Annotated in this window: 21 protein-coding genes; 9 read left to right on the top strand and 12 right to left on the bottom strand. The window is 72.4% G+C overall.

The window, feature by feature from the left end:
- Position 1 precedes the first annotated feature (1 nt).
- From ACH4K4_RS19225 to ACH4K4_RS19235, 3 genes are all read right to left on the bottom strand, one after another.
- Complete coding sequence (locus ACH4K4_RS19225) at positions 2 to 841, bottom strand: sugar ABC transporter permease (protein WP_398168604.1); 840 nt, start codon at positions 839 to 841, stop codon at positions 2 to 4.
- A complete protein-coding gene (locus ACH4K4_RS19230) occupies positions 841 to 1719 on the bottom strand; it encodes a carbohydrate ABC transporter permease (RefSeq protein ID WP_398168715.1) in 879 nt (292 codons plus the stop codon). Before ACH4K4_RS19230 ends, ACH4K4_RS19225 begins: the two co-directional genes overlap by 1 nt.
- Before the next feature lie 89 nt (positions 1720 to 1808).
- Positions 1809 to 3077, bottom strand: coding sequence for an extracellular solute-binding protein (locus ACH4K4_RS19235; protein WP_398168606.1), 1269 nt, complete (start codon positions 3075 to 3077; stop codon positions 1809 to 1811).
- A gap of 354 nt (positions 3078 to 3431) precedes the next feature.
- Between ACH4K4_RS19235 and ACH4K4_RS19240 the strand changes: the two genes are divergently transcribed.
- The 3 genes from ACH4K4_RS19240 (at position 3432) to ACH4K4_RS19250 (ending at position 7147) form a co-directional block, all read left to right on the top strand.
- On the top strand, positions 3432 to 5039 hold the full coding sequence (locus tag ACH4K4_RS19240) for a glycoside hydrolase family 13 protein (RefSeq protein ID WP_398168608.1): 1608 nt from the start codon (positions 3432 to 3434) through the stop codon (positions 5037 to 5039).
- 94 nt (positions 5040 to 5133) lie between these two features.
- Positions 5134 to 6228 carry a LacI family DNA-binding transcriptional regulator gene (locus tag ACH4K4_RS19245; RefSeq protein ID WP_398168609.1) on the top strand — a complete coding sequence of 365 codons (1095 nt, stop codon included), beginning with the start codon at positions 5134 to 5136 and terminating at the stop codon, positions 6226 to 6228.
- A gap of 76 nt (positions 6229 to 6304) precedes the next feature.
- A complete protein-coding gene (locus ACH4K4_RS19250; protein ID WP_398168610.1) occupies positions 6305 to 7147 on the top strand; it encodes a phosphatase PAP2 family protein in 843 nt (280 codons plus the stop codon).
- Here the strand turns inward: ACH4K4_RS19250 and ACH4K4_RS19255 are convergent.
- Both ACH4K4_RS19255 and ACH4K4_RS19260 read right to left on the bottom strand, forming a co-directional pair.
- Positions 7129 to 10167: a bifunctional [glutamine synthetase] adenylyltransferase/[glutamine synthetase]-adenylyl-L-tyrosine phosphorylase gene (locus ACH4K4_RS19255; protein ID WP_398168611.1), complete on the bottom strand. Its 3039-nt coding sequence runs from the start codon at positions 10165 to 10167 to the stop codon at positions 7129 to 7131. The genes ACH4K4_RS19250 and ACH4K4_RS19255 overlap by 19 nt on opposite strands.
- Positions 10164 to 11525 carry a glutamine synthetase family protein gene (locus tag ACH4K4_RS19260; protein WP_030670291.1) on the bottom strand — a complete coding sequence of 454 codons (1362 nt, stop codon included), beginning with the start codon at positions 11523 to 11525 and terminating at the stop codon, positions 10164 to 10166. Before ACH4K4_RS19260 ends, ACH4K4_RS19255 begins: the two co-directional genes overlap by 4 nt.
- A 222-nt stretch (positions 11526 to 11747) precedes the next feature.
- On the opposite strand from ACH4K4_RS19260, the gene ACH4K4_RS19265 reads away from it, so the two are divergent.
- On the top strand, positions 11748 to 12365 hold the full coding sequence (locus ACH4K4_RS19265) for a hypothetical protein (RefSeq protein ID WP_398168612.1): 618 nt from the start codon (positions 11748 to 11750) through the stop codon (positions 12363 to 12365).
- Here ACH4K4_RS19265 and ACH4K4_RS19270 read toward each other — a convergent pair.
- Both ACH4K4_RS19270 and ACH4K4_RS19275 read right to left on the bottom strand, forming a co-directional pair.
- Complete coding sequence (locus tag ACH4K4_RS19270) at positions 12362 to 13231, bottom strand: alpha/beta fold hydrolase (protein WP_398168716.1); 870 nt, start codon at positions 13229 to 13231, stop codon at positions 12362 to 12364. The two genes, ACH4K4_RS19265 and ACH4K4_RS19270, sit on opposite strands and share 4 nt — an antisense overlap.
- Before the next feature lie 89 nt (positions 13232 to 13320).
- Positions 13321 to 14025, bottom strand: coding sequence for a DUF998 domain-containing protein (locus ACH4K4_RS19275; RefSeq protein WP_398168613.1), 705 nt, complete (start codon positions 14023 to 14025; stop codon positions 13321 to 13323).
- A gap of 138 nt (positions 14026 to 14163) precedes the next feature.
- On the opposite strand from ACH4K4_RS19275, the gene ACH4K4_RS19280 reads away from it, so the two are divergent.
- Both ACH4K4_RS19280 and ACH4K4_RS19285 read left to right on the top strand, forming a co-directional pair.
- Positions 14164 to 14631 (top strand): DUF6153 family protein, encoded by a 468-nt coding sequence (locus tag ACH4K4_RS19280; RefSeq protein ID WP_398168614.1) that lies wholly within the window; start codon positions 14164 to 14166, stop codon positions 14629 to 14631.
- Between the two features lie 94 nt (positions 14632 to 14725).
- Positions 14726 to 16306, top strand: a complete 1581-nt coding sequence (locus tag ACH4K4_RS19285; RefSeq protein WP_398168615.1) for a multicopper oxidase family protein — start codon at positions 14726 to 14728, stop codon at positions 16304 to 16306.
- Positions 16307 to 16378: 72 nt separating this feature from the next.
- On the opposite strand, the gene ACH4K4_RS19290 is transcribed toward ACH4K4_RS19285, so the two are convergent.
- From ACH4K4_RS19290 to ACH4K4_RS19310, 5 genes are all read right to left on the bottom strand, one after another.
- On the bottom strand, positions 16379 to 16825 hold the full coding sequence (locus ACH4K4_RS19290) for a hypothetical protein (RefSeq protein ID WP_398168616.1): 447 nt from the start codon (positions 16823 to 16825) through the stop codon (positions 16379 to 16381).
- A gap of 344 nt (positions 16826 to 17169) precedes the next feature.
- Positions 17170 to 18390, bottom strand: coding sequence for an MFS transporter (locus ACH4K4_RS19295; protein WP_398168617.1), 1221 nt, complete (start codon positions 18388 to 18390; stop codon positions 17170 to 17172).
- Between the two features lie 248 nt (positions 18391 to 18638).
- The gene (locus tag ACH4K4_RS19300; protein ID WP_398168718.1) at positions 18639 to 19646 is read right to left on the bottom strand and encodes an endonuclease/exonuclease/phosphatase family protein; all 1008 of its coding nucleotides are present in this window, start codon (positions 19644 to 19646) and stop codon (positions 18639 to 18641) included.
- A 257-nt stretch (positions 19647 to 19903) separates the two neighbouring features.
- A complete protein-coding gene (locus ACH4K4_RS19305) occupies positions 19904 to 20557 on the bottom strand; it encodes a TetR/AcrR family transcriptional regulator (protein WP_398168618.1) in 654 nt (217 codons plus the stop codon).
- Entirely contained in the window at positions 20554 to 22185 is a 1632-nt protein-coding gene (locus ACH4K4_RS19310; RefSeq protein WP_398168620.1) for an MFS transporter, read from the bottom strand. The genes ACH4K4_RS19305 and ACH4K4_RS19310 overlap by 4 nt, the downstream gene beginning before the upstream one ends.
- A gap of 176 nt (positions 22186 to 22361) precedes the next feature.
- On the opposite strand from ACH4K4_RS19310, the gene panB reads away from it, so the two are divergent.
- The 3 genes from panB to ACH4K4_RS19325 all read left to right on the top strand — a co-directional run bounded on the left by panB (position 22362) and on the right by ACH4K4_RS19325 (position 25264).
- Positions 22362 to 23276, top strand: a complete 915-nt coding sequence (gene panB, locus ACH4K4_RS19315) for a 3-methyl-2-oxobutanoate hydroxymethyltransferase (protein WP_398168621.1) — start codon at positions 22362 to 22364, stop codon at positions 23274 to 23276.
- A 96-nt stretch (positions 23277 to 23372) separates the two neighbouring features.
- Complete coding sequence (locus ACH4K4_RS19320; RefSeq protein WP_398168623.1) at positions 23373 to 24425, top strand: ATP-binding cassette domain-containing protein; 1053 nt, start codon at positions 23373 to 23375, stop codon at positions 24423 to 24425.
- Positions 24422 to 25264 (top strand): ABC transporter permease, encoded by an 843-nt coding sequence (locus tag ACH4K4_RS19325; RefSeq protein WP_398168624.1) that lies wholly within the window; start codon positions 24422 to 24424, stop codon positions 25262 to 25264. The genes ACH4K4_RS19320 and ACH4K4_RS19325 overlap by 4 nt, the downstream gene beginning before the upstream one ends.
- Positions 25265 to 25287: the final 23 nt, after the last annotated feature.

Genomic DNA, 25287 nt, shown 5'->3' on the forward strand with positions numbered 1-25287 from the left:
GTCATCCCTTGGTGGTACCGGAGGTCAGTCCGGCGACGAGGTGGCGCTGGGCGAAGGCGAAGACCAGGGCCGCGGGTACCGCGATGATCACGGCGGCGGCGGTCATCGATCCCCAGTCGTTGACGTACTGGTTGACGAAGGTCTGCAGGCCGCCGGCGAGGGTCAGGTTCTCCTCGCCGGTCATGAAGGCGGAGGCGTACGCGACCTCGGCCCAGGCCGTCACGAAGGTGTAGAAGCCGGTGACGGCCAGGCCGGGGCGGGCCAGCGGCAGGACCAGGCGCCAGAAGGTGCCGAAGGGGTTGAGGCCGTCGACGCGGCCGGCCTCGTCGATCTCCACCGGGATGGTGTCGAAGAAGCCCTTCATCATCCAGGCGCAGAAGGGGACGGCGATGGTCAGGTAGGTGACGACCAGGCCGGCGGGCTGGTTGAGCAGGCCCAGGTCCGCCAGCAGGTTGTACAGCGGCACGATCAGTACGGCCACCGGGAACATCTGCGTGATCAGCAGCAGCCACATCAGCGGGCGCATCCCGGGGAACCGGAAGCGGCTGACGGCGTAGCCGGTGGTGGCCGCGGCGAAGACGCCGACGACGGTGGTGATGCCGACGACGACCACCGAGTTGCCGAACCAGGTCAGGAACTGGGTGTCGGCGACCACGTGCCGGTAGTTGGCGAAGGTGAAGTTGGTGACCGGCTCGGTGGAGAAGGCGTCGTTCTTCGGCTTGAAGGAGGTGACGAGCAGCCACAGCGGCGGGAAGACCGCGACGGCGGCGGCGATCAGCAGGGTCAGGTGCAGCCCGACGGAGGCCAGCGGGCTCCTCGTGCCGCGCGGGGACTTGGCCATCACCACACCTCTCCCTGCTTGCGGAGCGCGCGCCGGTAGACCACCGCGACGACGGACAGCAAAAGCAGGATCAGTACGCCCCAGGCGGCCGAGCCGGCGAAGTCGCGCGGGCTGTCGACGAAGGAGAGCCGGTAGGCGTACGTCACCAGGATCTCCGTGGCGTCACCGGGGCCGCCCCGGGTGAGCAGGAAGATCACGGGGAACATGTTGAACGTCCAGATGGTGGAGAGCAGGATGACGGTGCTGCTCACGCCGCGCAGGCCGGGCAGGGTGATGTGGCGGAACCGCTGCCAGGCGCCGGCGCCGTCCATCTCCGCGGCCTCGTACAGCTCGCCGGGGATCGACTGGAGGCCGCCGAGCAGCGCGACGAGCATGAACGGTACGCCCAGCCATACGTTGACGGCGATGACCGACAGCTTGGCCCAGGTCGGGTCGTTGAGCCACGGCACCGCGTCGATGCCGCCGCCCGCCAGCACCTTGTTGAGCAGGCCGTTCTTCTCGTTGTAGAGCAGCCGCCAGGTGAAGACGGAGACGAAGGCGGGGATGGCCCAGGGCAGGATCAGCGCCAGCCGGTAGAAGGTGCGGCCGCGCAGCGTGCGGTTGAGCAGGTTGGCGAGGGCCAGGCCGATGGCGAAGGTGAGGCCGACGCAGGCCACCGTCCACAGCACGGTCCAGCCGAGCCGGCCCCAGAAGACGCCGTCGCCGAGGATGGCCGTGTAGTTGTCCAGGCCGGTGAACTCGTACGTGGCCGGGATGTGGTTCATGCCGATGTTGCGCTCGACGTTGGCCTCGTTGGCGTCGGTCAGCGACAGGTACAGGCCGCGGACCAGGGGGTAGCCGATGATGACGCCGATGACGAGCACCACCGGGGCGACCATGGTCCAGGCGTACCAGTGGGTGCCCAGGGCTCTGCGTACCCGGCCCGGCGGCGATGTGCGCCGGGCCGCGGGTACCCGTACGGCGTCCGTCACTTGTAGTCCTTGAGGATCTTGCGGTAGCTGTCGCCGACGGCCTTGGCGGCCTGCTCGGGCGTGCTGGACCCGGTCAGGACCTTGTTCATCTGGACCTTGATGGGCTCGAAGAGCGCGTTGCCCTCGGCGATCCAGGGGCGCTGCACGGCCTTGTCGACGGCGGGCTTGAAGAAGCCGACCATCTCGTTGTTCTTGACGGCCGGGACCTCGTAGACGGACTTGCGGGTGGGCAGCAGGCTCAGCTTCTCGGTGGTCTGCTGCTGGATCTTCGCCGAGCTCATGTACTTCACGAAGGCGTAGGACGCCTGGAGGTTCTTCGAGCCCGCGTAGACGGAGAGGTTCCAGCCGCCCTGCGGGGAGCCCTGGGAGGCGCTGCCACCGGGCACGGGCGCGACGCCGAGGTTCTTCGCGTCCTTGAACTCCTTGCCCGCGCGGACGCCTTCGATGTCCCACGGGCCGCTGACCGCCATCGCGACGCTGCCGTCCTTGAGGGCCTTGAGCTGGTTCTCCTGGCCGTCGGTGGCGTCGGTGACGGCGGCCTTGGAGTCGACCAGGTCCTTGATCAGCTTGAACGCCCGGACGCCGGCGTCGTCGTCGATCGTGACGATCTTGTCGCGCGCGTCGACCAGGTCGCCGCCCTCGCCGTAGAGGTAGGGCAGGAACCAGTACGGGTCGTCGCCGCGCAGGTACAGCGCGGTGGCGCCGGTCTTCTCCTTGATCTGCTTGGCGGCGGCGGCCAGCTCGGCGAAGGTCTTCGGGACCTGGACGCCGGCCTCCTTCAGGAGCCGCTTGTTGTAGAAGAGACCGAGGGTGTCGGTGACCTGCGGCGCTGCATACGTCTTGTCCTTGAACCCGGTGCTGCCGAGGGCCTGCGGGAGGTAGTCGCCCGCGTTGTCCAGGGCCGGGGTGCCGTCCAGCGGGGCGAGGTAGCCGAGGTTGGCGAAGTCGGCGACCCAGGCGACCTCGGTGCGCATCACGTCGGGCGCTCCGGCGCCGGCGCCCGCCGCGTTCTTGAACTTGGCGTTGGCCTCGCCGAACGCCACGCTGACGTACTTCACGTCGACCTTGGGGTGCTCCTTCTCGAAGCTCTCGGCCAGCTGCTTGTACGTCGCCTTCTCGGCGTCGTTGGAGGTGTCCCAGAAGGTCACGGTGCCCGACAGCTCGCCCCCGCTCTGCCGGCCGCCCCCGCCGCCGTCACCACCGCACGCTGTCGCTGCCAGTGCCAGCCCCGCGACCAACGCGGTGGCCGCTATGCCACGCCGCATGTGAACTCCTTAGGGAAACGCCCGAGATGGCGCCGGAACGCCTCGCTCGGCCGTTCGGAACGCCTGTGATGGCGGACAGGAACGTAACAGCGCGGAAATGAAACCGAAAGGCCTTGCGGCAATTTTCTGCAAGACTGCTGGCAGAACTTGCAGGGGGCGGCGCCCGCGCATCCCGCGCCCACCGCGCGCCACCAGGCCGCTCACCAGGGCCCTCGCGAGCCCCCGTGCCGTCACCCGGGGTGTACCCCGAGCGTTGAGCCGGTGAACGACCGTCCGTCCTCCGAAGCCCGGACCCTGCAAGACGACGCATGGACGCTCCGCCCGAAACACCCCACTCTCGAACAGGGATGCCAGATGCCCCAGGAGCTCACCTCCACCGATACCGCGCACCTGACGGCCGGCCGCGGCGGCCGTCCGGGCTGGTGGCGCGACGCCGTCATCTACCAGGTGTACGTCCGCTCCTTCGCCGACTGCGACGGCGACGGCATCGGCGACCTGCGCGGCGCCAGAGAACGCCTGCCCTACCTCAAGGAGCTGGGCGTGGACGCCGTCTGGCTCACCCCGTTCTACGCCTCGCCGCAGGCCGACGGCGGGTACGACGTGGCCGACTACCGCTCCGTCGACCCGCTGTTCGGCAGCCTCCAGGACGCCGACGACCTGGTGCGGGCGGCCCACGCGCTGGGCCTGCGGGTGATCGTCGACATCGTGCCCAACCACACCTCCGACCAGCACCCCTGGTTCCGGGACCCGGAGCTGGCCCGGCAGCGCTACGTCTTCCGCCCCGGCAAGGGCGCGTACGGCCAGCTGCCGCCCAACGACTGGGAGTCGGTCTTCGGCGGGCCCGCCTGGACGCGTACGGACCGCGGCGACTGGTACCTGCACCTGTTCGCCCCGGAGCAGCCCGACCTGAACTGGGAAAACCCGGACGTACACGCCGAGTTCGAGTCCATCATGCGGTTCTGGCTCGACCTCGGCGTCGACGGCTTCCGCATCGACGTGGCCCACGGCATGATCAAGGCACCGGGCCTGCCCGACATCGGCCACAAGGAGCAGGCCAAGCTCATCGGCAGCCAGGTACTGCCCTTCTTCGACCAGGACGGCGTCCACGAGATCCACCGCGCCTGGCGCCGCCTGCTGGACTCCTACCCCGGCGAACGCATCGGCGTCGCCGAGGCGTGGGCCCCCACCCCCGAACGCCTCGCCCTGTACGTACGCCCCGACGAGCTGCACCAGGCGTTCAACTTCCAGTTCCTGACCGCCGACTGGTCCGCCGCCTCGCTGCGCGCCGTCATCGACGCCTCCCTCGCCGCGACCACCTCGGTCGGCGCCACCACCTCCTGGGTGCTGTCCAACCACGACGTGGTCCGGCACGCCACCCGCCTCGGCGGCCTGCAACGCGCCCGCGCCGCCACGCTCACGATGCTCGCGCTGCCCGGCTCGGCCTACCTCTACCAGGGCGAGGAGCTGGGCCTGCCGGAGGTCACCGACCTGCCCGACGAGGTGCGCCAGGACCCGGCGTTCTTCCGCGGCGACGGCCAGGACGGGCACCGCGACGGCTGCCGGGTGCCGATGCCCTGGTGCGGCGACTCGGCGGCGTACGGCTTCGGCCCCGGCGGCAGCTGGCTGCCGCAGCCCCGCGCCTGGAAGGACCTGTCCGTACGGGCCCAGACCGGCGACCCCGGCTCCACCCTGGAGCTGTACCGGGCGGCGCTCGCCCTGCGCCGCGACCACCCCTGCCTCGGCGACGGCGGCCTGGACTGGGCCGAAGCCCCCGACGGGCTGCTGGCCTTCACCCGCACCGGCCGCACGGGCCGCACGGAACTGCTGTGCACCCTCAACACCCTGGACCGCGCCGTCGAACTCCCCCGCCCCGGGCGGCTGCTGCTCGCCTCGGCCACCGTCCCCGCCGAGGGCGGCGTGGTCCTGCTGCCCGGCGACTCCTGCGCCTGGTGGGCCGTCTGACCGCCGGTCTCGCGCGGCCCGCCGGGCGCGGCACGGACCGCGGGCGGTGCGGGCAGCGTGGGCAATCCGACAGGCGACCGGTACAGTCCCCTCCATGACCGCCCGGCTGGCCGACATCGCAGCGCAGGCGGGTGTCAGCGAGGCCACCGTCAGCCGGGTGCTCAACGGGAAACCCGGTGTCTCCGCCACCACCCGCCAGTCCGTGCTGGCCGCCCTCGACGTGCTCGGGTACGAGCGGCCCGTGCGGCTGCGGCAGCGCAGCGCCGGTCTGGTCGGCCTGATAACGCCGGAGCTGGAGAACCCGATCTTCCCGGCCTTCGCGCAGGTGATCGGCCAGGCGCTGACCCGCCAGGGCTACACGCCGGTGCTGGCCACCCAGACGCCGGGCGGCTCCACCGAGGACGAGCTGACCGAGATGCTGGTGGACCGCGGCGTCGCCGGGATCATCTTCGTCTCCGGACTGCACGCGGACACCTCGGCCGACATGCGGCGCTACGAGCAGCTGCGCGGCCAGGGCGTGCCCTTCGTCCTGATCAACGGCTTCTCCGACCGGGTGCAGGCGCCCTTCGTCTCGCCGGACGACCGGGCCGCGATCCGCCTGGCCGTCACCCACCTGGCGGCACTGGGCCACCAGCGGATCGGGCTCGCGCTCGGGCCGAAGCGCTTCGTGCCCGTCCAGCGCAAGATCGAGGGCTTCCTGCACAGCATGCGCGAGCAGCTCGGCCTGGACCGGGAGGCGGCCCAGGAGCTGATCCAGCACTCCCTGTACACCCTGGAGGGCGGGCAGGCCGCGGCCGGCTCGCTGATCGACCGCGGCTGCACGGCGGTGGTGTGCGCCAGCGACATGATGGCGCTGGGCGCGATCAGGGCCGCCCGGCAGCGGGGCCTGGACGTGCCCCGCGAGGTCTCCGTCGTCGGCTTCGACGACTCCCCGCTCATCGCCTTCACGGACCCGCCGCTGACCACGATCCGGCAGCCGGTGACCGCGATGGGGCAGGCGGCGGTGCGCGCCCTGCTGGAGGAGGTCGGCGGCACCCCGGCCCCGCACAGCGAGTTCGTCTTCCACCCCGAGCTGGTCGTGCGCGGTTCCACCGCCTCCGCGCCGAAGGCCGGCCGGATTCCCGGTCCGGCCGTCTCCTCTGATAAGGATGGAAGCCGTGCGGGTTCTCAGGGTCCCGCGTCCCCCTAAGGTGCTACCCGGGGCCCTTCGGGACCCGACCAGAGGGTGATCGGCCGCCGACCCCTTTCTGGCAGACTGTCTGCCTATGGGTGAAGCGCATGTGAAGACTCTTGACGGCCGTACGGCCGTGCCGCCACCCACCGAGGAACGCGTGCCGAACGTGTCCTCCGGTGGCCGGCTGGCCCGCCTGCGCTCTCCCCGGTCCCCGCGGCTCTGGTTCGAGATCCTCTTGATCGCGGTCAGCTACTGGGTGTACTCCCTCATCCGCAACGCGGTGCCCGAGCAGAAGGCCCAGGCGCTGAAGAACGCGGACTGGATCTGGCAGGCCGAGCAGGCCCTCGGCATAGCGGTGGAGAAAACCGTCAACCACGCCGTGGACTCGGTGACCTGGCTCATCGTCTCGATGAACTATTACTACGCCACGCTGCACTTCATACTGACCATCGGCGTGCTGGTCTGGCTCTACCGCTGGCACCCCGGCCGGTACGCGGCCGCCCGCCTCGCGCTCTTCGCCACCACGGGCGTCGCCCTCCTCGGGTACTACTTCTACCCGCTGGCGCCGCCCCGCCTGATGGACGGCGGCGGCTTCATCGACACCGTCATCGTCCACCACACGTGGGGCTCGATGGCCTCCGGCAACCTGGCCTCGATGTCCAACCAGTACGCGGCGATGCCGTCGATGCACATCGGCTGGTCGCTGTGGTGCGGCGTGATGATCGCGCTGATCGCCAAGCCGGTGTGGGCCAAGGCGCTGGGCCTGCTCTACCCGGCCACGACCCTGATGGTCATCGTCTCCACCGCCAACCACTTCTGGCTCGACGCGGTGGGCGGCATACTGTGCCTGGCCTTCGGGATCGGCCTGGCCTTCGCCTGGTACGCGGCGCTGCCGCACCGGCTGCCGCGGCTGCCTCAGCCCGCCGCCCCGTAGAAGATCTCCTCGACCACCGCGCGGGCCCTGCGGGTCGTCCGGCGGTAGTCGTCCAGCATCTCCCCGACGTGCCCTTCCTCGTACCCGAGGTAGCGGCCGACCGCCGCCAGCTCGCGCGCGTCCGAGGGGAACGTGTCGCCGGGACGGCCCCGTACCAGCATCGCCGCGTTGCGCACCCGGGAGGCCAGCACCCACGCCTCGTCGAGGATCTGCGCGTCCTCGGTGGTGAGCAGCCCCGCGGTGCGGGCCGCGGCCAGGGCCTCGCGGGTACGGGTCGTGCGCAGGCCCGGTCGGGCCCAGGCGTGCTGCATCTGGATCAGCTGCACGGTCCACTCGACGTCGCTGAGACCGCCACGGCCCAGCTTCGTGTGCGTGGTCGGGTCGGCGCCGCGCGGCAGCCGCTCCGTCTCCATGCGGGCCTTGAGCCGCCGGATCTCCCGTACGGCGTCCTCGCCCAGGCCCTCCACCGGGTAGCGCAGCGGGTCGACCAGCTCGATGAACCGCTCCCCCAGCCCGGCGTCGCCCGCGACCGGCTCGGCGCGCAGCAGGGCCTGCGCCTCCCACACGAGCGACCAGCGCCGGTAGTAGGCGGCGTAGGAGGAGAGGGTGCGCACCAGCGGGCCGGTCTTGCCCTCCGGGCGCAGGTCGGCGTCGATCGGCAGCGGCGGGTCGGCGGACGGCAGCTGGAGCAGGCGGCGCATCTCGTTGGCGACGGCGTGCGCCGCCTTGGCGGCCTCCTGCTCGTCGGCGCCCTCGCGCGGCTCGTGCACGAACAGCACGTCGGCGTCGGAGCCGTAGCCCAGCTCCCGGCCGCCGAAGCGGCCCATGCCGATGACGGTGAAGCGGGTGGGCAGGGTGTCGCCCCACTGGTCGCGCACGGCGGCGCGCAGCGCGCCCGCGATGGTGGCGGCGGTCAGGTCGGAGACGGCGGTGCCGACCACGTCGGCGGCGTGCCCGCGGTCCGCCTGGGCCGGATGGCCTTCCGTGCCGTACGCGCCGATCAGGTCGGCGGCGGCCGTACGGAACAGCTCGCGGCGCCGTACCCCGCGGGCCGCGGCGGCGGCCTGCTCGGCACCCTCCGCGCGGCCGACAGCGGCCAGCACCTCCTGCTCCAGCGCGGCACGGCCGCGCGGCTGCAAGCCGTCCTTGGCGCCGAGCAGCGCGACCGCCTCGGGGGCGCGCAGCAGCAGGTCGGGGGCGAAGCGGCCGGCCGACAGGACGCGGGCCAGGTTCTCGGCCGCGGCGCCCTCGTCGCGCAGCAGCCGCAGGTACCAGGGCGTCTTGCCGAGCGCGTCGGAGACCTTGCGGAAGTTCAGCAGGCCCGCGTCGGGGTCGGCGGAGTCCGCGAACCAGGCGAGCAGGACCGGCAGCAGGGTGCGTTGGATGGCGGCCTTGCGGGTCACGCCGGAGGCCAGCGCCTCCAGGTGGCGCAGCGCGGCGACCGGGTCGGCGTACCCGAGCGCTTCGAGGCGCTGGCCCGCCGCCTTGGCGGAGAGCCGGGTGCTGCCGGGCTCCAGGTGGGCCACGGCGTCCAGCAGCGGCCGGTAGAACAGCTTCTCGTGCAGCCGCCGCACCTCGCGGGCGTGCCACTTCCACTCCTTGCGGAGCGTCTCCACCGGCTCGGTGCGCAGGCCCATGGAGCGGGCCAGGCGCCGCAGGTCGGGGGCGTCCTCCGGCATCAGGTGCGTACGGCGCAGCTTGTAGAGCTGGATGCGGTGTTCGAGCGTGCGCAGGAAGCGGTACGCGGCGTCGAGCGCCTTGGCGTCCTCGCGGCCGACGTAGCCGCCCGACGCGAGGGCCGAGAGGGCGTCCAGGGTGGTCGGGCTGTGCAGGGTCGCGTCGCCGCGGCCGTGCACCAGCTGGAGGAGCTGCACGGCGAACTCCACGTCGCGCAGGCCGCCGGGGCCCAGCTTCAGTTCGCGGTCGACCTGGGCGGCGGGGATGTTCTCCACGACGCGGCGGCGCATCTGCCGTACGTCGGTCACGAAGTTCTCGCGCTCGGAGACCTGCCAGACCAGCGGGGTGACCGCGGCCACGTACTCCTTGCCCAGTTCCTCGTCGCCCGCCATCGGCCGGGCCTTCAGCAGCGCCTGGAACTCCCAGGTCTTGGCCCAGCGTTCGTAGTAGGCGAGGTGGCTGTTGAGGGTGCGTACGAGCGGCCCGTTGCGGCCTTCGGGGCGCAGGTTGGCGTCCACCGGCCAGATCGTGCCCTCGGCCGTGACGTCGGAGCAGATCCGCATCAGCCGGCCGGCCAGCCGCGTCGCGGCCTGGAGCGCCTTGGCCTCCGCCGTCCCGTCGCGCGCCTCCGCGACGTAGATGACGTCCACGTCCGAGACGTAGTTCAGCTCCCGGCCGCCGCACTTGCCCATGCCGACGACCGCCAGCCGGCAGGCCGCGGCGTCGGTGGGCTGCTCCTCGCAGGCGATCTCCAGCGCGGCGCGCACCGTCGCGGTCGCCAGGTCGGCCAGCTCCGCCGCGGTCTCGGCCAGATCGGTCGTGCCGCACACGTCGCGCGCCGCGATGCCCAGCAGGCACCGGCGGTAGGCGGCCCGCAGCGCGTCGGGCCGCGGCCGGTCCCGGCCCCGCTCGCCCCAGATGCCCTCGGCGAGCGCCGCCTCGAACTCGGGCGTGGTCGGGTGCAGGTCCGCCGCCTCGTAGGTGACCAGCGAGTGCCAGTCGTGCGGGTGCCGCACGAGGTGGTCGCCGAGCGCCTCGGAGGCGCCGAGCACGCCCAGCAGCCGGTCGCGCAGCGGCTTGGCGGTGATCAGGGTGCTCAGCAGCTGCTGCCGCTCGTCCGGGTCCTGCGCCTCCACCATCCGTACCAGCGCGGTCAGCGCCAGGTCGGGGTCGGCGGTGGCGCCCAGCGCCTCCAGGAGCACCGAGTCGTCCCGTACGGCGGCCAGTTCGGGCGCGTCCAGCAGGCGCCCGGCCGCCGACGGGTCGGTGAAGCCGTACCGCAGCAGCCGGGAGAAGGCGCTGCTGCGCCGCCCCTGGTTCTGCGGAGCGGGGTGCGCGGTCACAGGACCGGCAGCATCTTGCGCAGCTCGAAGGCGGTGACCTCGGAGCGGTACTCCTCCCACTCCTGCTTCTTGTTGCGCAGGAAGAAGTCGAAGACGTGCTCGCCGAGGGTCTCCGCGACCAGTTCGCTGCGCTCCATCAGGTCGATGGCCTCGCCGAGGTTCTGCGGCAGCGGCTCGATGCCCATGGCGCGGCGCTCGGAGTCCGACAGCGCCCACACGTCGTCGTCGGCGCCGGCCGGCAGCTCGTAGCCCTCCTCGATGCCCTTGAGGCCGGCGGCGAGCAGCACCGCGTACGTGAGGTAGGGGTTGGCGCCGGAGTCGATGGAGCGGACCTCGACCCGGGTGGAGCCCATCTTGCCCGGCTTGTACATGGGCACGCGGATGAGCGCGGAGCGGTTGTTGTGGCCCCAGCAGATGTACGAGGGCGCCTCGCCGCCGGCGCCCGCGGTGCGGTTGGCGCCGCCCCAGATGCGCTTGTAGGAGTTGACCCACTGGTTGGTGACGGCGGAGATCTCGCCCGCGTGCCGCAGCAGGCCGGCGATGAAGGAGCGGCCGACCTTGGAGAGCTGGTACTCGGCGCCGGACTCGTGGAAGGCGTTGCGGTCGCCCTCGAAGAGCGAGAGGTGGGTGTGCATGCCCGAACCCGGGTATTCCGAGAACGGCTTGGGCATGAACGTCGCCTGCACGCCCTGCTCCAGCGCGACCTGCTTCATCACCAGCCGGAACGTCATGATGTTGTCGGCGGTGGACAGCGCGTCGGCGTACCTGAGGTCGATCTCCTGCTGCCCTGGCGCGCCCTCGTGGTGGCTGAACTCCACCGAGATGCCCATCGATTCGAGCATGGTGATCGCCTGGCGGCGGAAGTCCATGCCCACGTTCTGCGGGGTGTGGTCGAAGTAGCCGGAGGAGTCCGCGGGGCTGGGCCGGGTGCCGTCCACCGGCTTGTCCTTGAGCAGGAAGAACTCGATCTCGGGGTGGGTGTAGAAGGTGAAGCCGAGGTCGGAGGTCTTGGCCAGGATGCGCTTGAGGACGTAGCGCGGGTCGGCGTAGGACGGCGAGCCGTCCGGCATCAGGATGTCGCAGAACATCCGGGCGGTGCCGGGGGCCTCGGCGCGCCACGGCAGGATCTGGAAGGTGCCCGGGTCCGGCTTGGCGATCATGTCGGACTCGTACACCCGCGCGAAGCCCTCGATCGCGGAGCCGTCGAAGCCGATGCCCTCGTCGAACGCCTGCTCAAGTTCGGCGGGCGCCACCGCGACGGACTTCAGGAACCCCAGCACATCGGTGAACCACAGTCGTACGAAGCGGATGTCGCGCTCCTCCAGCGTTCGGAGCACAAACTCCTGCTGCTTGTCCATGGCTCACCATTCCTTGCAGGTCAATCGGCCTGTCCGCACCCCGTCGGACAACGAGGTGTGGCACACCAGTATCACGGGAGGGGGTTACCGTCACATTACGCACCCTCGGCCGAGATCAGAACTGCCGGGCCGGGAGGCGGCGGCGGCAGGTTTGGCCGGAAGCGGCGGGCGGTACCCCGGGAGAGGAAGATCCGGACCGTCCGGTTCCGCGAGGAGAACCCCGTGCCCGACCGTTTCGACGTCACGGCCGTGACGTTCCACTTCGACCCCGTGTGCCCCTGGACCTGGCGCACCGCGCAGTGGCTGGTGGACGCCACGGGACGGCGGGGCATCCCGCTCTTCTACCGCGCCTTCGACCTGACCGGCGGCGCGCCGCCGGCCGAGCTGCCCGACGAGCGGCGCGCGGCGGCGGCCGGCAGCCGCTGCCTGCTGCGGATGACCGAGGCCGCGCACGCCGACGGCCGGGACGCGCTGGCCGGCGCCGTATACGCCGTCTACGGCGCGGCGGTCCACGACGGCGGCGCCGACCCGACCCCGGAGCTGGCCGAGCGGGCCCTGTCGGAGGCGGGCGGCGGGGCGTACGCCGCAGCGCTGCACGACACCGCGCTGGACCGGCCGGTGGCACGGGCGCGCGAGGAGGCGCAGGAGTTCTCCGGCGAGGACGCGGGCTCGCCGGTCACGGTCCTCACCACGGCCGCCGGCGCACGCGGCTTCTTCGGCCCCGTGGTGGCACCCGCGCCCACCGGCGCGGCCGCCGACCGCCTGTGGGACGCGGTCGCCGGCGCGGCGTCCGTACCGCAGTTCTTCGAGGTGCGCGCGCGGCGGACCGCGAAGCCCTAGTCGGGCCGGCGTTCGCGCGGGCCGTCTTCCAGGTCCGGGTCGGTGGCCAGGGACAGGACGGCCGTGGCGACCGCCTCCGGGGCGTCGGCCATCACCAGGTGCCCGGCCGGGGCGGCCACCGCGAAGGCGCCGCCGAGCTGGGTGGCCAGCCCGCGCTGGCGTTCCAGCCAGCGCAGCTCGCGCGGGGTCTCGCTGCCGTCGTACGCGGCCAGGATCGTCACCGGCACGCCCCGCAGCGGATGCCCCGGGCGCAGCGCGGCGACCTCGGCGGCCTGGTAGGAGTACGTGGCGTTCTCCAGGGCGCAGGCGCGCAGCACCCGGCTGGTGCGGTAGCTGCCGGACTCGTACGGGTCCGGCGGATGGTTGCGCACGGTCGAGGCCCGGGTGGTCAGGCGGCGCGCGGCGGGGCCGAGGGCGCGCGGCAGCCCGGCCGCCGAGAGCACGGACGCCAGGCCGCCGGCCCAGGCCGTACGGACGGCGCGCGGCAGCCGCGGGCGCGGGTCCTCCTCCACGCTCCCGTCGACGAGGACCAGGCCCGCGACGCGGTCCGGGTACAGCCGGGCGAACGCCTCGGCGTGGAAGGCGGCCAGCGAGTGGCCGACCACGGTGCACGGCCCCGGCAGCCCGAGCGCGTCCAGGACGCGCGCGATCCGGGCCGCCTCGCCCGCCGCGGTGGGCGGGCCCTGGGCGGGCGCGCTCAGCCCCAGCCCCGGCCGGTCGAAGCGGACCACCGTACGGTGCGGGGCGAGGCGGACCGCGACCTCGTCCCAGTCGAACCAGCTCATGCCCAGGCCGCCACTGAGAACGCACACCGGGCCGCCGCCCTCCCGCAGGACGTGCAGCACCGCCCCGTCGACGCGCAGCATGCGTCCGGGGGCGGGCCCCGGGCCGTCCGGGAAGCCCTTGCCCGCGCCGTTCCTCGTGTCCCGCCGTCCCTTCCGCCCGCCGTCCCCGTTCATGCCGTGTCCCCTTCCCTCCCCGTAGTGGTGCCCGCTCGCCCGACGCACCACGCGAGCAGCCCCACGTACAGGGCGACGAGCAGGACCTGGAGGCGCTGGCCGACGCCGAGCGCCCAGGTGCCGTGGCCCTCGGTGAAGGCCGCGATGGAGCTGAGCGTCCAGGCGGTGGCGGCGAGTTCGGCCAGCGTCAGCCACGGCGCGAGGCGGCCGAGCGGCGGCCACCAGCCGTACCGGCGGGCGGCGGCCGTCAGCAGGACCAGCGCGGCCAGAGCGCCCACCATGGCCAGCGAGCTGCTGATCGCGTGCGCGGTGTGGGTGGCGGGCACCAGGCCCGCGGTCTCGCGGGCCGCGCACTCCGGGTCGCTGGTCGGCGCGCAGCTCAGCGGCAGCCGGGAGTCGACGGCGGTGGCGGCGCCGAAGAGGGCGAGCGCCGACCAGCCGGCGGTCGCCCAGGGCCGGCGCGGGAGGGTGCGGAGGGCGGCGAGGGCGCCGGCCAGCACGAGGAGTCCGGCGAGCAGGTCGGTGGCGCGGAAGAGCCCGCCGAGCGGCTGGTCGGCGGCGGCCAGTTCGCTGACGTACGTCCGGATCGGGTCGAGGCCGGTGGACAGGACCACCTCCAGGAGCCAGGCGGTGTACGCCACCGCACCGAGCAGGAGGAGTACGGGGGCGGCGCGGCGGCGCTTGCTCGTCTGCACGGACATCCTGGTTGGTCGGGCTCGGAGGCCAGGGGCGCTTGCAAAGGTCAAGAATAGGCAAAGTGGGCGCGGCCCGGGGCACCTGGGGGCGGCATACCCCTGAGGGGTAGGGTGCTGGACAGTGGCACCGGGAGGACCGTCGACATGCCGTACGCAGTGCGAGGACAGGGCAAGGCCGCCGCGTGGTGCGGCCGCCTGCTGCTGTTCGCCGCGCTGCTCGTCGGCATCGTCGGCATGCACACCCTGGGGCACCCGGTGGGCGGGCACGGATCGGCCCCGGCGCCGGCGGCCCACCAGCAACAGCCCACCCACGAGGCGCAACCGTCCCATCAGCCCTCGCAGCACGCCCAGCACGCCTCCTCCCCTTTCTCCCCGTCCTCCCCCTCCTCCTCCACCGCCGACGACCACCACGCCATGAACCCCGGCGCGGTCTGCCTCGCCGTGCTCTCCGTCTGGGTGCTCGCCCTCGTCCGCACCGGCCGGCTGCTCGGGCGGCAGGCGGTCGATCTCCTGGCCGCCGTACGGGCCCGGCTGCTGCGCGGCCTGCGGCCGGAACCACCGCCGGTCCCCCGGCACAAACACCTCGCCCGGCTCTCGGTCCTGCGCGTGTAGCAGCGCGGCCGGCCGCCGACGCCTGCGCGCGTCCGCGACCCGGCTCCCACGCGCTCACCACAGACCGCACTCCACCACGAGGTGTTTCTTCAGCATGCGTACGCACACCCGCCGCGCCGTACTCGGCGCGGGCATCGCGGCCGCCGGCAGCGGCCTGCTCGCCGCCTGTTCCGCAGGCTCGGACCCGGCCGGCAACGGCCACTCCGGGCACGGCAAACCGGCCGGGACGCCGGGCGGTTACGTCTCCCCCGACGGCCCCGAAGTGGCCGCCGCCGAGGCCAAGCGCGGCTCGGGCCCGGTACGGAAGGTCGCGCTGACCGCCACCGCCGCCCGGCTCGACCTCGGCGGCCGTTCGGTCGCCACCTGGGCGTACGGCGACGAACTGCCCGGCAAGGAGGTCCGCGTCACCGCGGGCGACACCCTGGAGCTGGCCCTCGCCAACCACCTGCCCGAGGCCACGTCCCTGCACTGGCACGGCCTGGCGCTGCGCAACGACATGGACGGCGTGCCGGACCTGACGCAGCGCGCGGTCAAGGCGGGCGGCTCGTTCACGTACCGCTTCGCCGTCAGCCACCCCGGCACGTACTGGTTCCACCCGCACTCGGGGGTGCAGCAGGACCGCGGCCTGTACGCGCCGCTGATCGTCGAGGACCCGAAGGAGCCCCTCGCCTACGACAAGGAGTGGGTGGTCGTCCTGGACGACTGGGTCGACGGCGTGGACGGCAGCACGCCGGACGCGGTGCTGGCCGAACTCTCCAAGGGCATGGGCGGCATGGACCACGGCTCCGGCGGGATGGGCCACGGCGCGCACTCCATGGGCGGCCGCGAGGAGCCGTCGCCCACCGGGCCGTCCCGCATGATGATGGGCGCCACCAGCAAGCTGCTGGGTGGCGACGCGGGCGACGTGGCGTACCCGTACCACCTCGTCAACGGCCGTACGCCCCAGGACCCGCAGACCTTCCGCGCGCGGCCCGGCGACCGCGTCCGCATCCGGTTCGTCAACGCGGGCGGCGACACCGCCTACCGGGTCGCGCTCGGCGGCCACACCATGACGGTCACGCACACCGACGGCTATCCCGTCACCCACGCCCCGGCGGACGCCCTACTGCTGGGCATGGGCGAGCGCTACGACGTGGTGGTGACGGCCAAGGACGGCGTCTTCCCGCTGACCGCGCTCGCCGAGGGCAAGAAGCGCACCGCACTGGCCCTGCTGCGCACCGGCGGCGGCGCGGCGCCCGACGCGTCCGTACAACCGGACGAGCTGGACGGGCGGCTGCTGACGGCCGACCGGCTCAAGGCCGACGGTTCCGTACGCCTGGCACCCCGCGAGCCGGACCGCACCCTCCGGTTCGACCTCACCGGCTCGATGGCGAAGTACGACTGGGCCGTCAACGGCAAGAAGTACACACCGGACCAGCGCTATCCGGTGCGGGCCGGTGAGCGGGTACGGCTGTCGTTCCGCAACAACACCACGATGTGGCACCCGATGCACCTGCACGGCCACACCTTCGCGCTGCCGGACGGCGGCCCCCGCAAGGACACCGCGATCGTGCTGCCCGGCCGCCGGCTGGACGTCGACCTCGACGCCGACAACCCGGGCCTGTGGATGCTGCACTGCCACAACGTCTACCACGCGGAGTCGGGAATGATGACGGTCCTCGGCTACCGGAAGTAGGCATACGCGAGCGGGGCCGGCCCGTCACCGGCCCCGCTCGCGCGCTTCCGGCCCTCGGAGAAGGAAGCGCTCCTAGCCCTTGAGGAAGGAGTAGTCCTTGACCTTCCCGTTGTCGTCGACGTGGACGGTGGCCGTCGACATGGCCGAGTCCATCGTGTAGGTGGCCTTGCCCTGGTCACCGAAGTCGCTGGTGATCGGCCCCGGGTTGTCGCCGGAGAGCACGCCGACGGCCTCGCCGTCCGGGTCCAGGACCGTGGCGGTGCCCGCCTTGCCGTCCCACGCGAGGGTGTAGTGGTTGGCGATCTTCACCTTTTTCACGCCGTGCGACGCGGCGGCGGACGCCGCGGGGGCGGGGGCCGCGGAGTGCGCCGGGGCGGCGACCGCGGCGGCGACCGGTACGGCGACGGCGGCACCGGCCGCCACGGTGACGACCGCGGCGCGCAGGCCCGCCCGCTTGCCGGTGCGGGCGGCGGAGACGGGCGCGGACTCGTCGGCCCTGCGGCTGGCTGCGAAGAACATGCTGCTCCTTGCTGTGGGTGCGACGTCCGGGGCCGAGCCCGGACCTGGCGTGCGGGCCCGTGGAGACCCACGCCAGGAACGCTAGGAAGCCGCTGTTGCCGCTTCCCGGCCATCGGGTAACAGCCACCGCGCGGCCGTGGCACAGGGCCGTTGCACACAGCGGGCACACAGCGGGCGCACAGCTCGCGCTCATCCGGTGCTTACGGACGCCCGCGGGCGGGTTCCGGAGGGTGCCGGTCCGGCCGCCGAGACTCCCGCCGTCCGACGGGGCGGACAACGAGAGCGGCCCCCGACCACGGTCGTGGTCGGGGGCCGCCCCGGGGCGCCGGTCCGGCGGGGCCGGGTCAGCTCACCCGGTCCGGCAGTTCCGCCGGTACGTCGTCGGTGTCCTCGCTGCTCGCGACGATGCGCGAGGACGCGGAACCGCCGCGGTCGAGCAGCCCGGCGGTCACCGCGATGCCCAGGCCGACGACGGCCAGGACCGCGCCGACCAGCGCCGGGGAGGTCCAGCCCCAGCCCGCCGCGATGGCCACGCCACCGATCCAGGCGCCGCCCGCGTTGGCCAGGTTGAACGCCGAGTGGTTGGACGCCGAGGCCAGGGTGGGCGCGTGCCGGGCCTTCTTCATGACCAGCATCTGGAGCGGTGTCGTGGTCATGAAGCCGACCGCGCCCAGGACGGCGACGCACACCAGGGCCGCCCACTGCACGTGCACCGCGTAGTTGAAGACGACCAGGGTGACGGCGAGCGCCGCGAGCGCCCCGTACAGGGTGGGCCGCAGCGCGCGGTCGGTCAGCGGTCCCGCGGCCAGCGCGCCCAGCGTCATGCCGGCGCCGAAGAGCGCCAGGACGAACGGCACGGAGTTCTCGGCGAAGCCCGCGACCTCGGTCATCATCGAGGCGAGGTAGCTGTAGACCGCGAACACGCCGGCGAAGCCGAAGACCGCGGTGACCAGGCCGAGGACGACCTGCTTGTTGCCCATGGCGCGGATCTCGTGGGCCACGCCGCCGCGCTCCTCGCGCGGCATGTGCGGCACGAGCCGGGCCAGCGAGGCCATCGCGACCAGGCCGATGGCGGCCACGACCAGGAAGGTCGCGCGCCAGCCGAGGTGCTGGCCGAGCAGCGTCGCGGCGGGCACGCCGACGATGTTGGCGACGGTCAGCCCGAGGAACATGGTGGCCACCGCGCGGGCCTGCCGGCCTTCCCTGACCAGCCGGGCGGCGACGACCGCGCCGACGCCGAAGAACGCGCCGTGCGGCAGTCCGGCGAGCAGCCGGCCCGCGATCAGCAGGCCGAAGTTGGGCGCCAGGGCCGAGGCCAGGTTGCCGACCGTGAAGACGGCCATCAGCAGCAGGAGCATCCGCTTGCGCGGGATGCGCGACCCGAGGGCGGTCAGCAGCGGCGCGCCGATGACGACACCGAGGGCGTAGGCGGAGACGAGATAGCCGGCCGTGGGCACGGACGTACCCAGGTCGCCCGCGACATTGGGCAGCAGGCCCATCATCACGAACTCAGTCGTGCCGATGCCGAAGGCGGAGACGGCCAGCGCGAGCAGCGCCAGGGGCATGAGAGACCTTTCGAAACGGTGCGTACGGACACCCGGGCACGCCGAAGCGGTTTCGCTGGGGCGTGGGGTGTCCATACGACGGTACGCGGCTGGATGTCCGTAAGTTCTTCTACGGAACAAAGTCTCTCAGGGCATTCATTCCGCCGGGAGAACGGAAAGTGACGGAGGAGGGGCGACGGCGCTCGCGCGGCCCTTGACGGAGGGGAAACGGCCGCCCCCTGCCGGGGGCGGCGGCCGTTCCGGCTTTGTCAGATCTTGACCGAGGCGGCCAGCGGAAGGTGGTCACTGCCGGTCCTGGGCAGCGTCCAGGAGGAGACCGGGTCGATCCCCTTCATCATGATCTGGTCGATCCTGGCCATCGGGAAGCCGGCCGGCCAGCTGAAGCCGAAGCCGTCGCCGGCCGCGCCCTGCGCCGAGCGCAGCTGCGAGGTGACCGGGGCCAGCGAACGGTCGTTCATCGTGCCGTTCAGGTCACCCAGCAGGATGACCTGCTTGACGCGCTCCCGGGCGATCGCCTCACCGAGGGCGGCGGCGCTGTTGTCGCGCTGGTTGGCGGTGAAGCCCGCGTTGAGCTTGACCCGTACCGACGGCAGGTGCGCGACGTAGAAGGCGACCTCCCGGCCGTCGGGCGCCTTGACGGTGGCGCGCAGCGCCCTGGTCCAGCCCATCTTGATGTTCACCGGCGCGGCGTCCGAGAGCGGGTACTTGCTCCACAGCCCCACCGTGCCCTGCACCGTGCGGTACGGGTACGCCTTGGCCAGCCCCTCCTTGTACTTGGGCAGCGCGTCGCCGGTCAGCTCCTCCAGGGCCACCACGTCCGCGCCGGACTTCACGATGTCCTTCGCGGTGCCCGCGGGGTCGGGGTTGTCGGCGTCGACGTTGTGGGTGGCGACGGTCAGGTTGCCGCCGGTGCCCTTCTTGTCCGTGACCTGCCCGCCGAAGAGGCTGACCCAGACGACGGCGGGCAGCAGCAGCGCGACGATCGCGGTCGTGGAACGCCGCAGCACGGCGGCGATCAGCAGCACCGGGACGCCGATCATGCCGAGCCACGGCAGGAACGTCTCCAGCAGGCTGCCGAGGTTGCCCACGGTGTTGGGGACGTGCGCGTGCACGATCATCAGCAGGCCGAGCAGGAGCGCCAGCACCGCGAGCACGATGCCCCGGCGCCACATGCCCTCCGGGCGCCACCAGTCGCGCAGGCGCCGCGCTCGGGAGGCGGTCCGCTCAGGGTCTTGGCCCTGCCCCGACTCCGTCATGTATGCCTGCGCCATGCCGCTGCCCTCACTGCCTTGCTCCGTACGCCCCGCCTGTGGTCTCCGACCCTAGGCGATGGTCCGTAATGTGCTTTCTTAGAAGTGAGGACGGCGCGCTGACGCGTCCGGGTTCCTGCTCCGGGGACCATCGCGGCCGCTGTGACAGAACGGGCATAGTCCCGTCATCGAGCGGTCAGCTGGTGTCGTCTTTTGCGCACGGTTGTCGCTTCGGGGCGGGTACGCCGGGGACGCCGCGACGTCTACGTCCGGGGCCGTACGCCGTCCAGCACCGTGTCGACGATCTCCTCGGCGAGCCCCTCCGGCAGGTCCGCCCACTCGTGCAGCAGGGCCCGGGACAGCACCGGGCCGACGAAGAGGTCGGCGAGCAGGTCGGTGTCCCGGTCGGTACGGATCTCCCCGCGCTCCATGCCGCGGCGCAGTACGGAGAGCAGCACCTCGCGGCGCGCCTGGACGACCGTCTCGTGGTACTCCCGCCACAGCGCCGGCTGCGCCTTGACGTGGGTGACGACGGTGCGCAGCAGCGCCGAGTTGCGCTTGGCCAGGCCGCGGATGCGCAGGAACTCGATGATGCCGACCAGGTCGTCGCGTACCGACTCGCCGGCCGGCGGCGGGATGTCGGTGTCCAGCGAGCGCATCACGTCGAGCATCAGCTCGCTCTTGCCCGGCCAGCGCCGGTAGACGGTGGCCTTGCCGACGCCCGCCTGGCGGGCGATGCGCTCCATCGACAGCTCGCCGATGGAGACGCCGTCCTCGATCAGGTGCAGCACCGCCTCGATGATCGCGGTGTCCGCCGCGGCGTTGCGGGGACGGCCCCGGCGGGGGTCGGCCCCCTCCCCCGCGGCCCGGGTGCCCGCCGCCTCCCCGGTCGTGCCCGCCGTCCGGCTGCCGTTCATGTCCGTACCTTCGCCTCATCCCGGTCCGCACGGTCCGCGCCGTGCGCACCGGCCCCCATCCTGCCCGGCAGGAAGGCCGCGACCACCACGGCGCCGAGCACCGCCACACCGGCCGAGCCGAGCGCGGTGACGTGCATGGCGTGGACGAACGCGCCGTTCGCCTCGTCGGCCAGCGCCTTGCCCGCGGGGCCCAGCTGCCGGGCCAGGCCGAGCGTCGCCTCGATGGACTCGCCCGCCGCGTGCCGGGCCCCGTCCGGCAGGCCGGGTACGGAGTTCAGCGCGCCCTCGATGCCGTCGCGGTAGACGGTGGACAGCAGCGAGCCCAGTACGGCGACCCCGAGCGTGCCGCCGACCTGCCGGAACGTGTTGTTCAGCGCCGACCCGGAACCCGCCTTCTCGCGCGGCAGCGACTGCATGACCGAGACGGTGACCGGCGGCATGATGTGCGCCATGCCGGTGCCCTGGATGAAGAAGAGCACCTCCAGCACCCAGATCGGGGTGCCGGTGTCCAGGAGCAGGAAGCCGGCCATGGTGACGGCGACCAGCAGCATGCCGACCGTGCAGACGGCGCGCGAGCCGAAGCGGTCGACGACGAGCCGGGCCCGCGGCGCGAAGATCATCTGGGCGGCGGCCAGCGGCAGGATCAGCAGCCCCGCCTGGAGCGGCGTGAAGCCGCGCACGCTCTGGATGTAGAAGACGACGAAGAACGTGACGCCCATCAGCGCGAAGAAGACCAGCGCGATGGCGCCGACGGCGGCGGAGAAGGCCGGCTTGCGGAAGAGACTGACATCGATCGACGGGTGATCGATGCGCTTCTCGTACAGCACGAAACCGACCAGGACGAGCACGCCGCCCAGGACCGTGCCGAGCACCTGCGGGTCGGTGAAGTCGGCGAGCTGGCCGCCCTTGATGATCCCGTACACCAGCAGCACCAGGCCGACGACGGAGAGCAGCACGCCGACCGGGTCCAGCTTCCCCGGCCGCGGGTCCCTGGAGTCGGGCACCAGGAGGAGTATCGCGACCAGCGCGACGAGCACGATCGGAACATTGACGAGGAAGACCGAACCCCACCAGAAGTGGTCCAGCAGCAGACCGCCCGCGATCGGGCCGATCGCGATGGCCAGGCCCACGCCGCCCGCCCAGATCCCGATCGCCTTCGGCTGCTCGTCCCGCTCGAAGACGTTCATCAGGACGGCGAGGGTGGCGGGCATCACGAAGGCGCCGCCCAGCCCCATCACCGCGCGGAAGGCGATGAGCTGCCCCGGCGACCCGGAGACGGCCGCCAGCACCGAGCCGATGCCGAACACCACCAGGCCGAAGAGCAGCACCTTCTTGCGGCCCAGCCGGTCGCCGAGCAGCCCGGAGGTGAACAGCAGCCCCGCGAAGACGAGCGTGTAGGAGTTGATCGCCCACTCCAGCTGGCTCTGCGTGGCGCCGAGGCCGGCGGGGGCCGGGGTGGCGATCGTCTTCATCGCCACGTTCAGGATCGAGTTGTCCAGCACCACGATCAGCAGGCTGAGCATGAGGACGGACAGGATCGCCCAGCGGCGGCGGTGGACGTGCTCGGGTACGTGCCGGGAGGCGCCGGATATGCCGGAGGGTTCGGAAGCGTCGGAAGCACTGGCCATGACAGCGAGCGTACTCCTTTAACGATACGGGCCCGTTCCGTATCGCATACGGCCGCCGGACGGGCGGCCTCCCCCCGCCGGCGCCCCTTTCCCTCCGGCCGCCGGGCGTGCCAGCATGGAAGGGAGTCCGGAGACGCCGTCAGGGCGCTTCGAGATGACGAACAGGAGCCGTCACCATGACGCAGCTTTCGCCTGCCACGAACCCGGCCGCCGAGGGGACCGCGGCGCCCGCCGGGACCACCGGGAAGCCCGCATCCGACAGCAGCAAGTCGCTGTACGGGGGCAAGAGTTCGCGGCGCATCACCGTACGCGACATCGCCGCCGCCAAGGAGCGCGGCGAGAAGTGGCCGATGCTCACCGCCTACGACGCGATGACCGCCTCCGTCTTCGACGAGACCGGCATCCCCGTCCTGCTGGTCGGCGACTCGATGGGCAACTGCCACCTCGGCTACGAGACCACCGTGCCCGTCACGATGGACGAGATCACGATCCTGTCCGCGGCCGTCGTCCGCGGCACCAAGCGCTCCCTGATCGTCGCCGACCTGCCCTTCGGCGCCTACCAGGAGGGCCCCGTCCAGGCCCTGCGCAACGCCACCCGCCTGGTCAAGGACGCCGGCGTCGGCGCGGTCAAGCTGGAGGGCGGCGAGCGCTCCGCCCACCAGATCGAGCTGCTGGTCTCCGCGGGCATCCCCGTCATGGCGCACGTCGGGCTGACGCCGCAGTCCGTCAACGCGTACGGGGGCTACCCGGTGCAGGGCCGCGGCGAGGAGGCGGCCCAGCAGCTCCTGCGCGACGCCAAGGCCGTCCAGGACGCGGGGGCCTTCTCCGTCGTCCTGGAAGCCGTACCGGCCGAGCTGGCCGCGGAGGTCACCCGCTCGCTGCACGTCCCGACGGTCGGCATCGGCGCGGGCGCCGGCTGCGACGCGCAGGTCCTGGTGTGGACCGACATGGCGGGCCTGACCAGCGGCCACGTACCGCGCTTCGTCAAGCAGTACGCGAACCTCCGCGCGACCCTGGGCGACGCGGCCAAGGACTTCGCCGAGGAGGTCGTCGGCGGCGCGTTCCCGGCCCGGGAGCACTCCTTCCGCTGACGCGGGGCCCCCGCCGCCACGGCGGCGGGGGCGTCCGCCGGCCCGCTGTCGGCCGGATGTCGGTCGTTTGTCAGTGGGGTCTGCCACCTTGGTGGCATGACGCGAAAGACGATATCCAACGGCGCGGGGAACGCCGTCGAAGTGCGGGGGCTGGTCAAGCACTTCGGTGATGTGAAGGCCGTGGACGGGGTGGATCTCGACGTACGGGAAGGCACCGTCCTCGGCGTGCTGGGGCCGAACGGTGCGGGAAAGACGACGCTGGTGCGCTGCCTGTCCACCCTGCTGGTGCCGGACGCCGGCACGGCGACGGTGGCGGGGTACGACGTGGTGCGCCAGCCCCGCGCGCTGCGCCGCACGATCGGGCTCACCGGCCAGTACGCCTCGGTCGACGAGAAGCTCTCCGGCCGGGAGAACCTGTACATGATCGGGCGGCTGCTCGACCTCTCCCGCAAGGACGCCCGCGCGCGGGCGGACGAGCTGCTGGAGCGGTTCTCCCTGACCGAGGCCGCCGGGCGGCCCGCCGCCAAGTACTCCGGCGGTATGCGCCGCCGCCTGGACCTGGCCGCCTCGATGATCGGCCGGCCCGCGGTGCTGTACCTGGACGAGCCGACGACGGGCCTGGACCCCCGCACCCGCAACGAGGTGTGGGACGAGGTCCGCGGCATGGTGCGGGAGGGCGCGACGGTCCTGCTGACCACCCAGTACATGGAAGAGGCCGAGCAGCTCGCGCACGAGCTGACGGTCATCGACCGCGGCCGGGTGATCGCCGAGGGCAAGGTCGACGAGCTGAAGACCAAGGTCGGCGGCCGTACGCTGCAGATCCGCCCGGCGCTGGCCGCCGAGCTGGACCGGATGGTCGGCGCCATCGCGCAGGCCGGCCTGGACGGCGTCGCGGGCGCCACCGCCGACCACGAGGACGGCGTGGTGAACGTGCCGATCGTCAGCGACGAGCAGCTCTCCGCCGTGGTCGGCATGCTCGGCGAGCGGGGCTTCGTGATCTCCGGCATCAACACCCATCTGCCCAGCCTCGACGAGGTGTTCCTGGCCATCACCGGTCAGAAGAGCTCGGAGGCCGACGGCGGCCCGCAGGACGGTCCGCGGGACCCGCAGGGCGTACAGGACAAGCAGTTCGAGGAGGTTCCGGCATGAGTGCCGCGACGGTGACGGCGCCGGGCAAGCCGCAGCGGCCGGGTGCCGACGAGGGCCGGCTCGGGCTCCGGGCCCATCTGCGTCACACGAGCGCCCTGGTGCGCCGCAACGCGATGCAGATCAAGAACGACCCGGAGTCGATGTTCGACGCCCTGCTGATGCCCATCGTCTTCACGCTGCTGTTCGTGTACGTCTTCGGCGGCGCGATGGGCGGCAGCCTGGGCGGTGACCGCTCCGCGTACATCAACTACATCATTCCCGGCCTGCTGGCCATGGGCGGTCTGAACATCGCCATGTCGGTCGGCTCCGGCGTCAACGACGACTTCAACAAGGGGGTGATGGACCGCTTCCGCACGATGCCGATCGCCCGTTCCTCGGTGCTGACGGCGAAGATGCTCGTGGAGTCCGGGCGGATGCTGGTCTCCACCGTCATCCTGCTGGCGCTGGCCTTCCTGATCGGCTTCGACCTGGAGACCGGCCCGCTCCAGCTGCTGGCGGCCGTCGCCCTGGCGCTGCTCTTCGGCTCCTCGCTGACCTGGATCTTCATGCTGCTGGGGCTGACCATGAAGACCCCGCAGGCGGTGCAGGGCGTCGGCTTCATGGTGCTGATGCCGCTGCAGTTCGGCTCCTCCATATTCGCCCCGCCCACGACGATGCCGGGCTGGATGGAGGCGTTCACCAAGATCAACCCGCTGTCGAACCTGGCGGACGCGGCCCGCGCCCTGATGAACGGGCACGGCGCGGTCGCCCACCCGGTGCTGATCACCCTGGCCTGGACCGCCGGCATCACCCTGGTGTTCGCGCCGCTGGCCGTGAACAAGTTCCGCAAGAAGACCTGACGCGTCACCTTCGCCCGGCGCGC

This window comes from Streptomyces sp. NPDC017529, assembly GCF_044329785.1.
Lineage (GTDB): Bacteria > Actinomycetota > Actinomycetes > Streptomycetales > Streptomycetaceae > Streptomyces.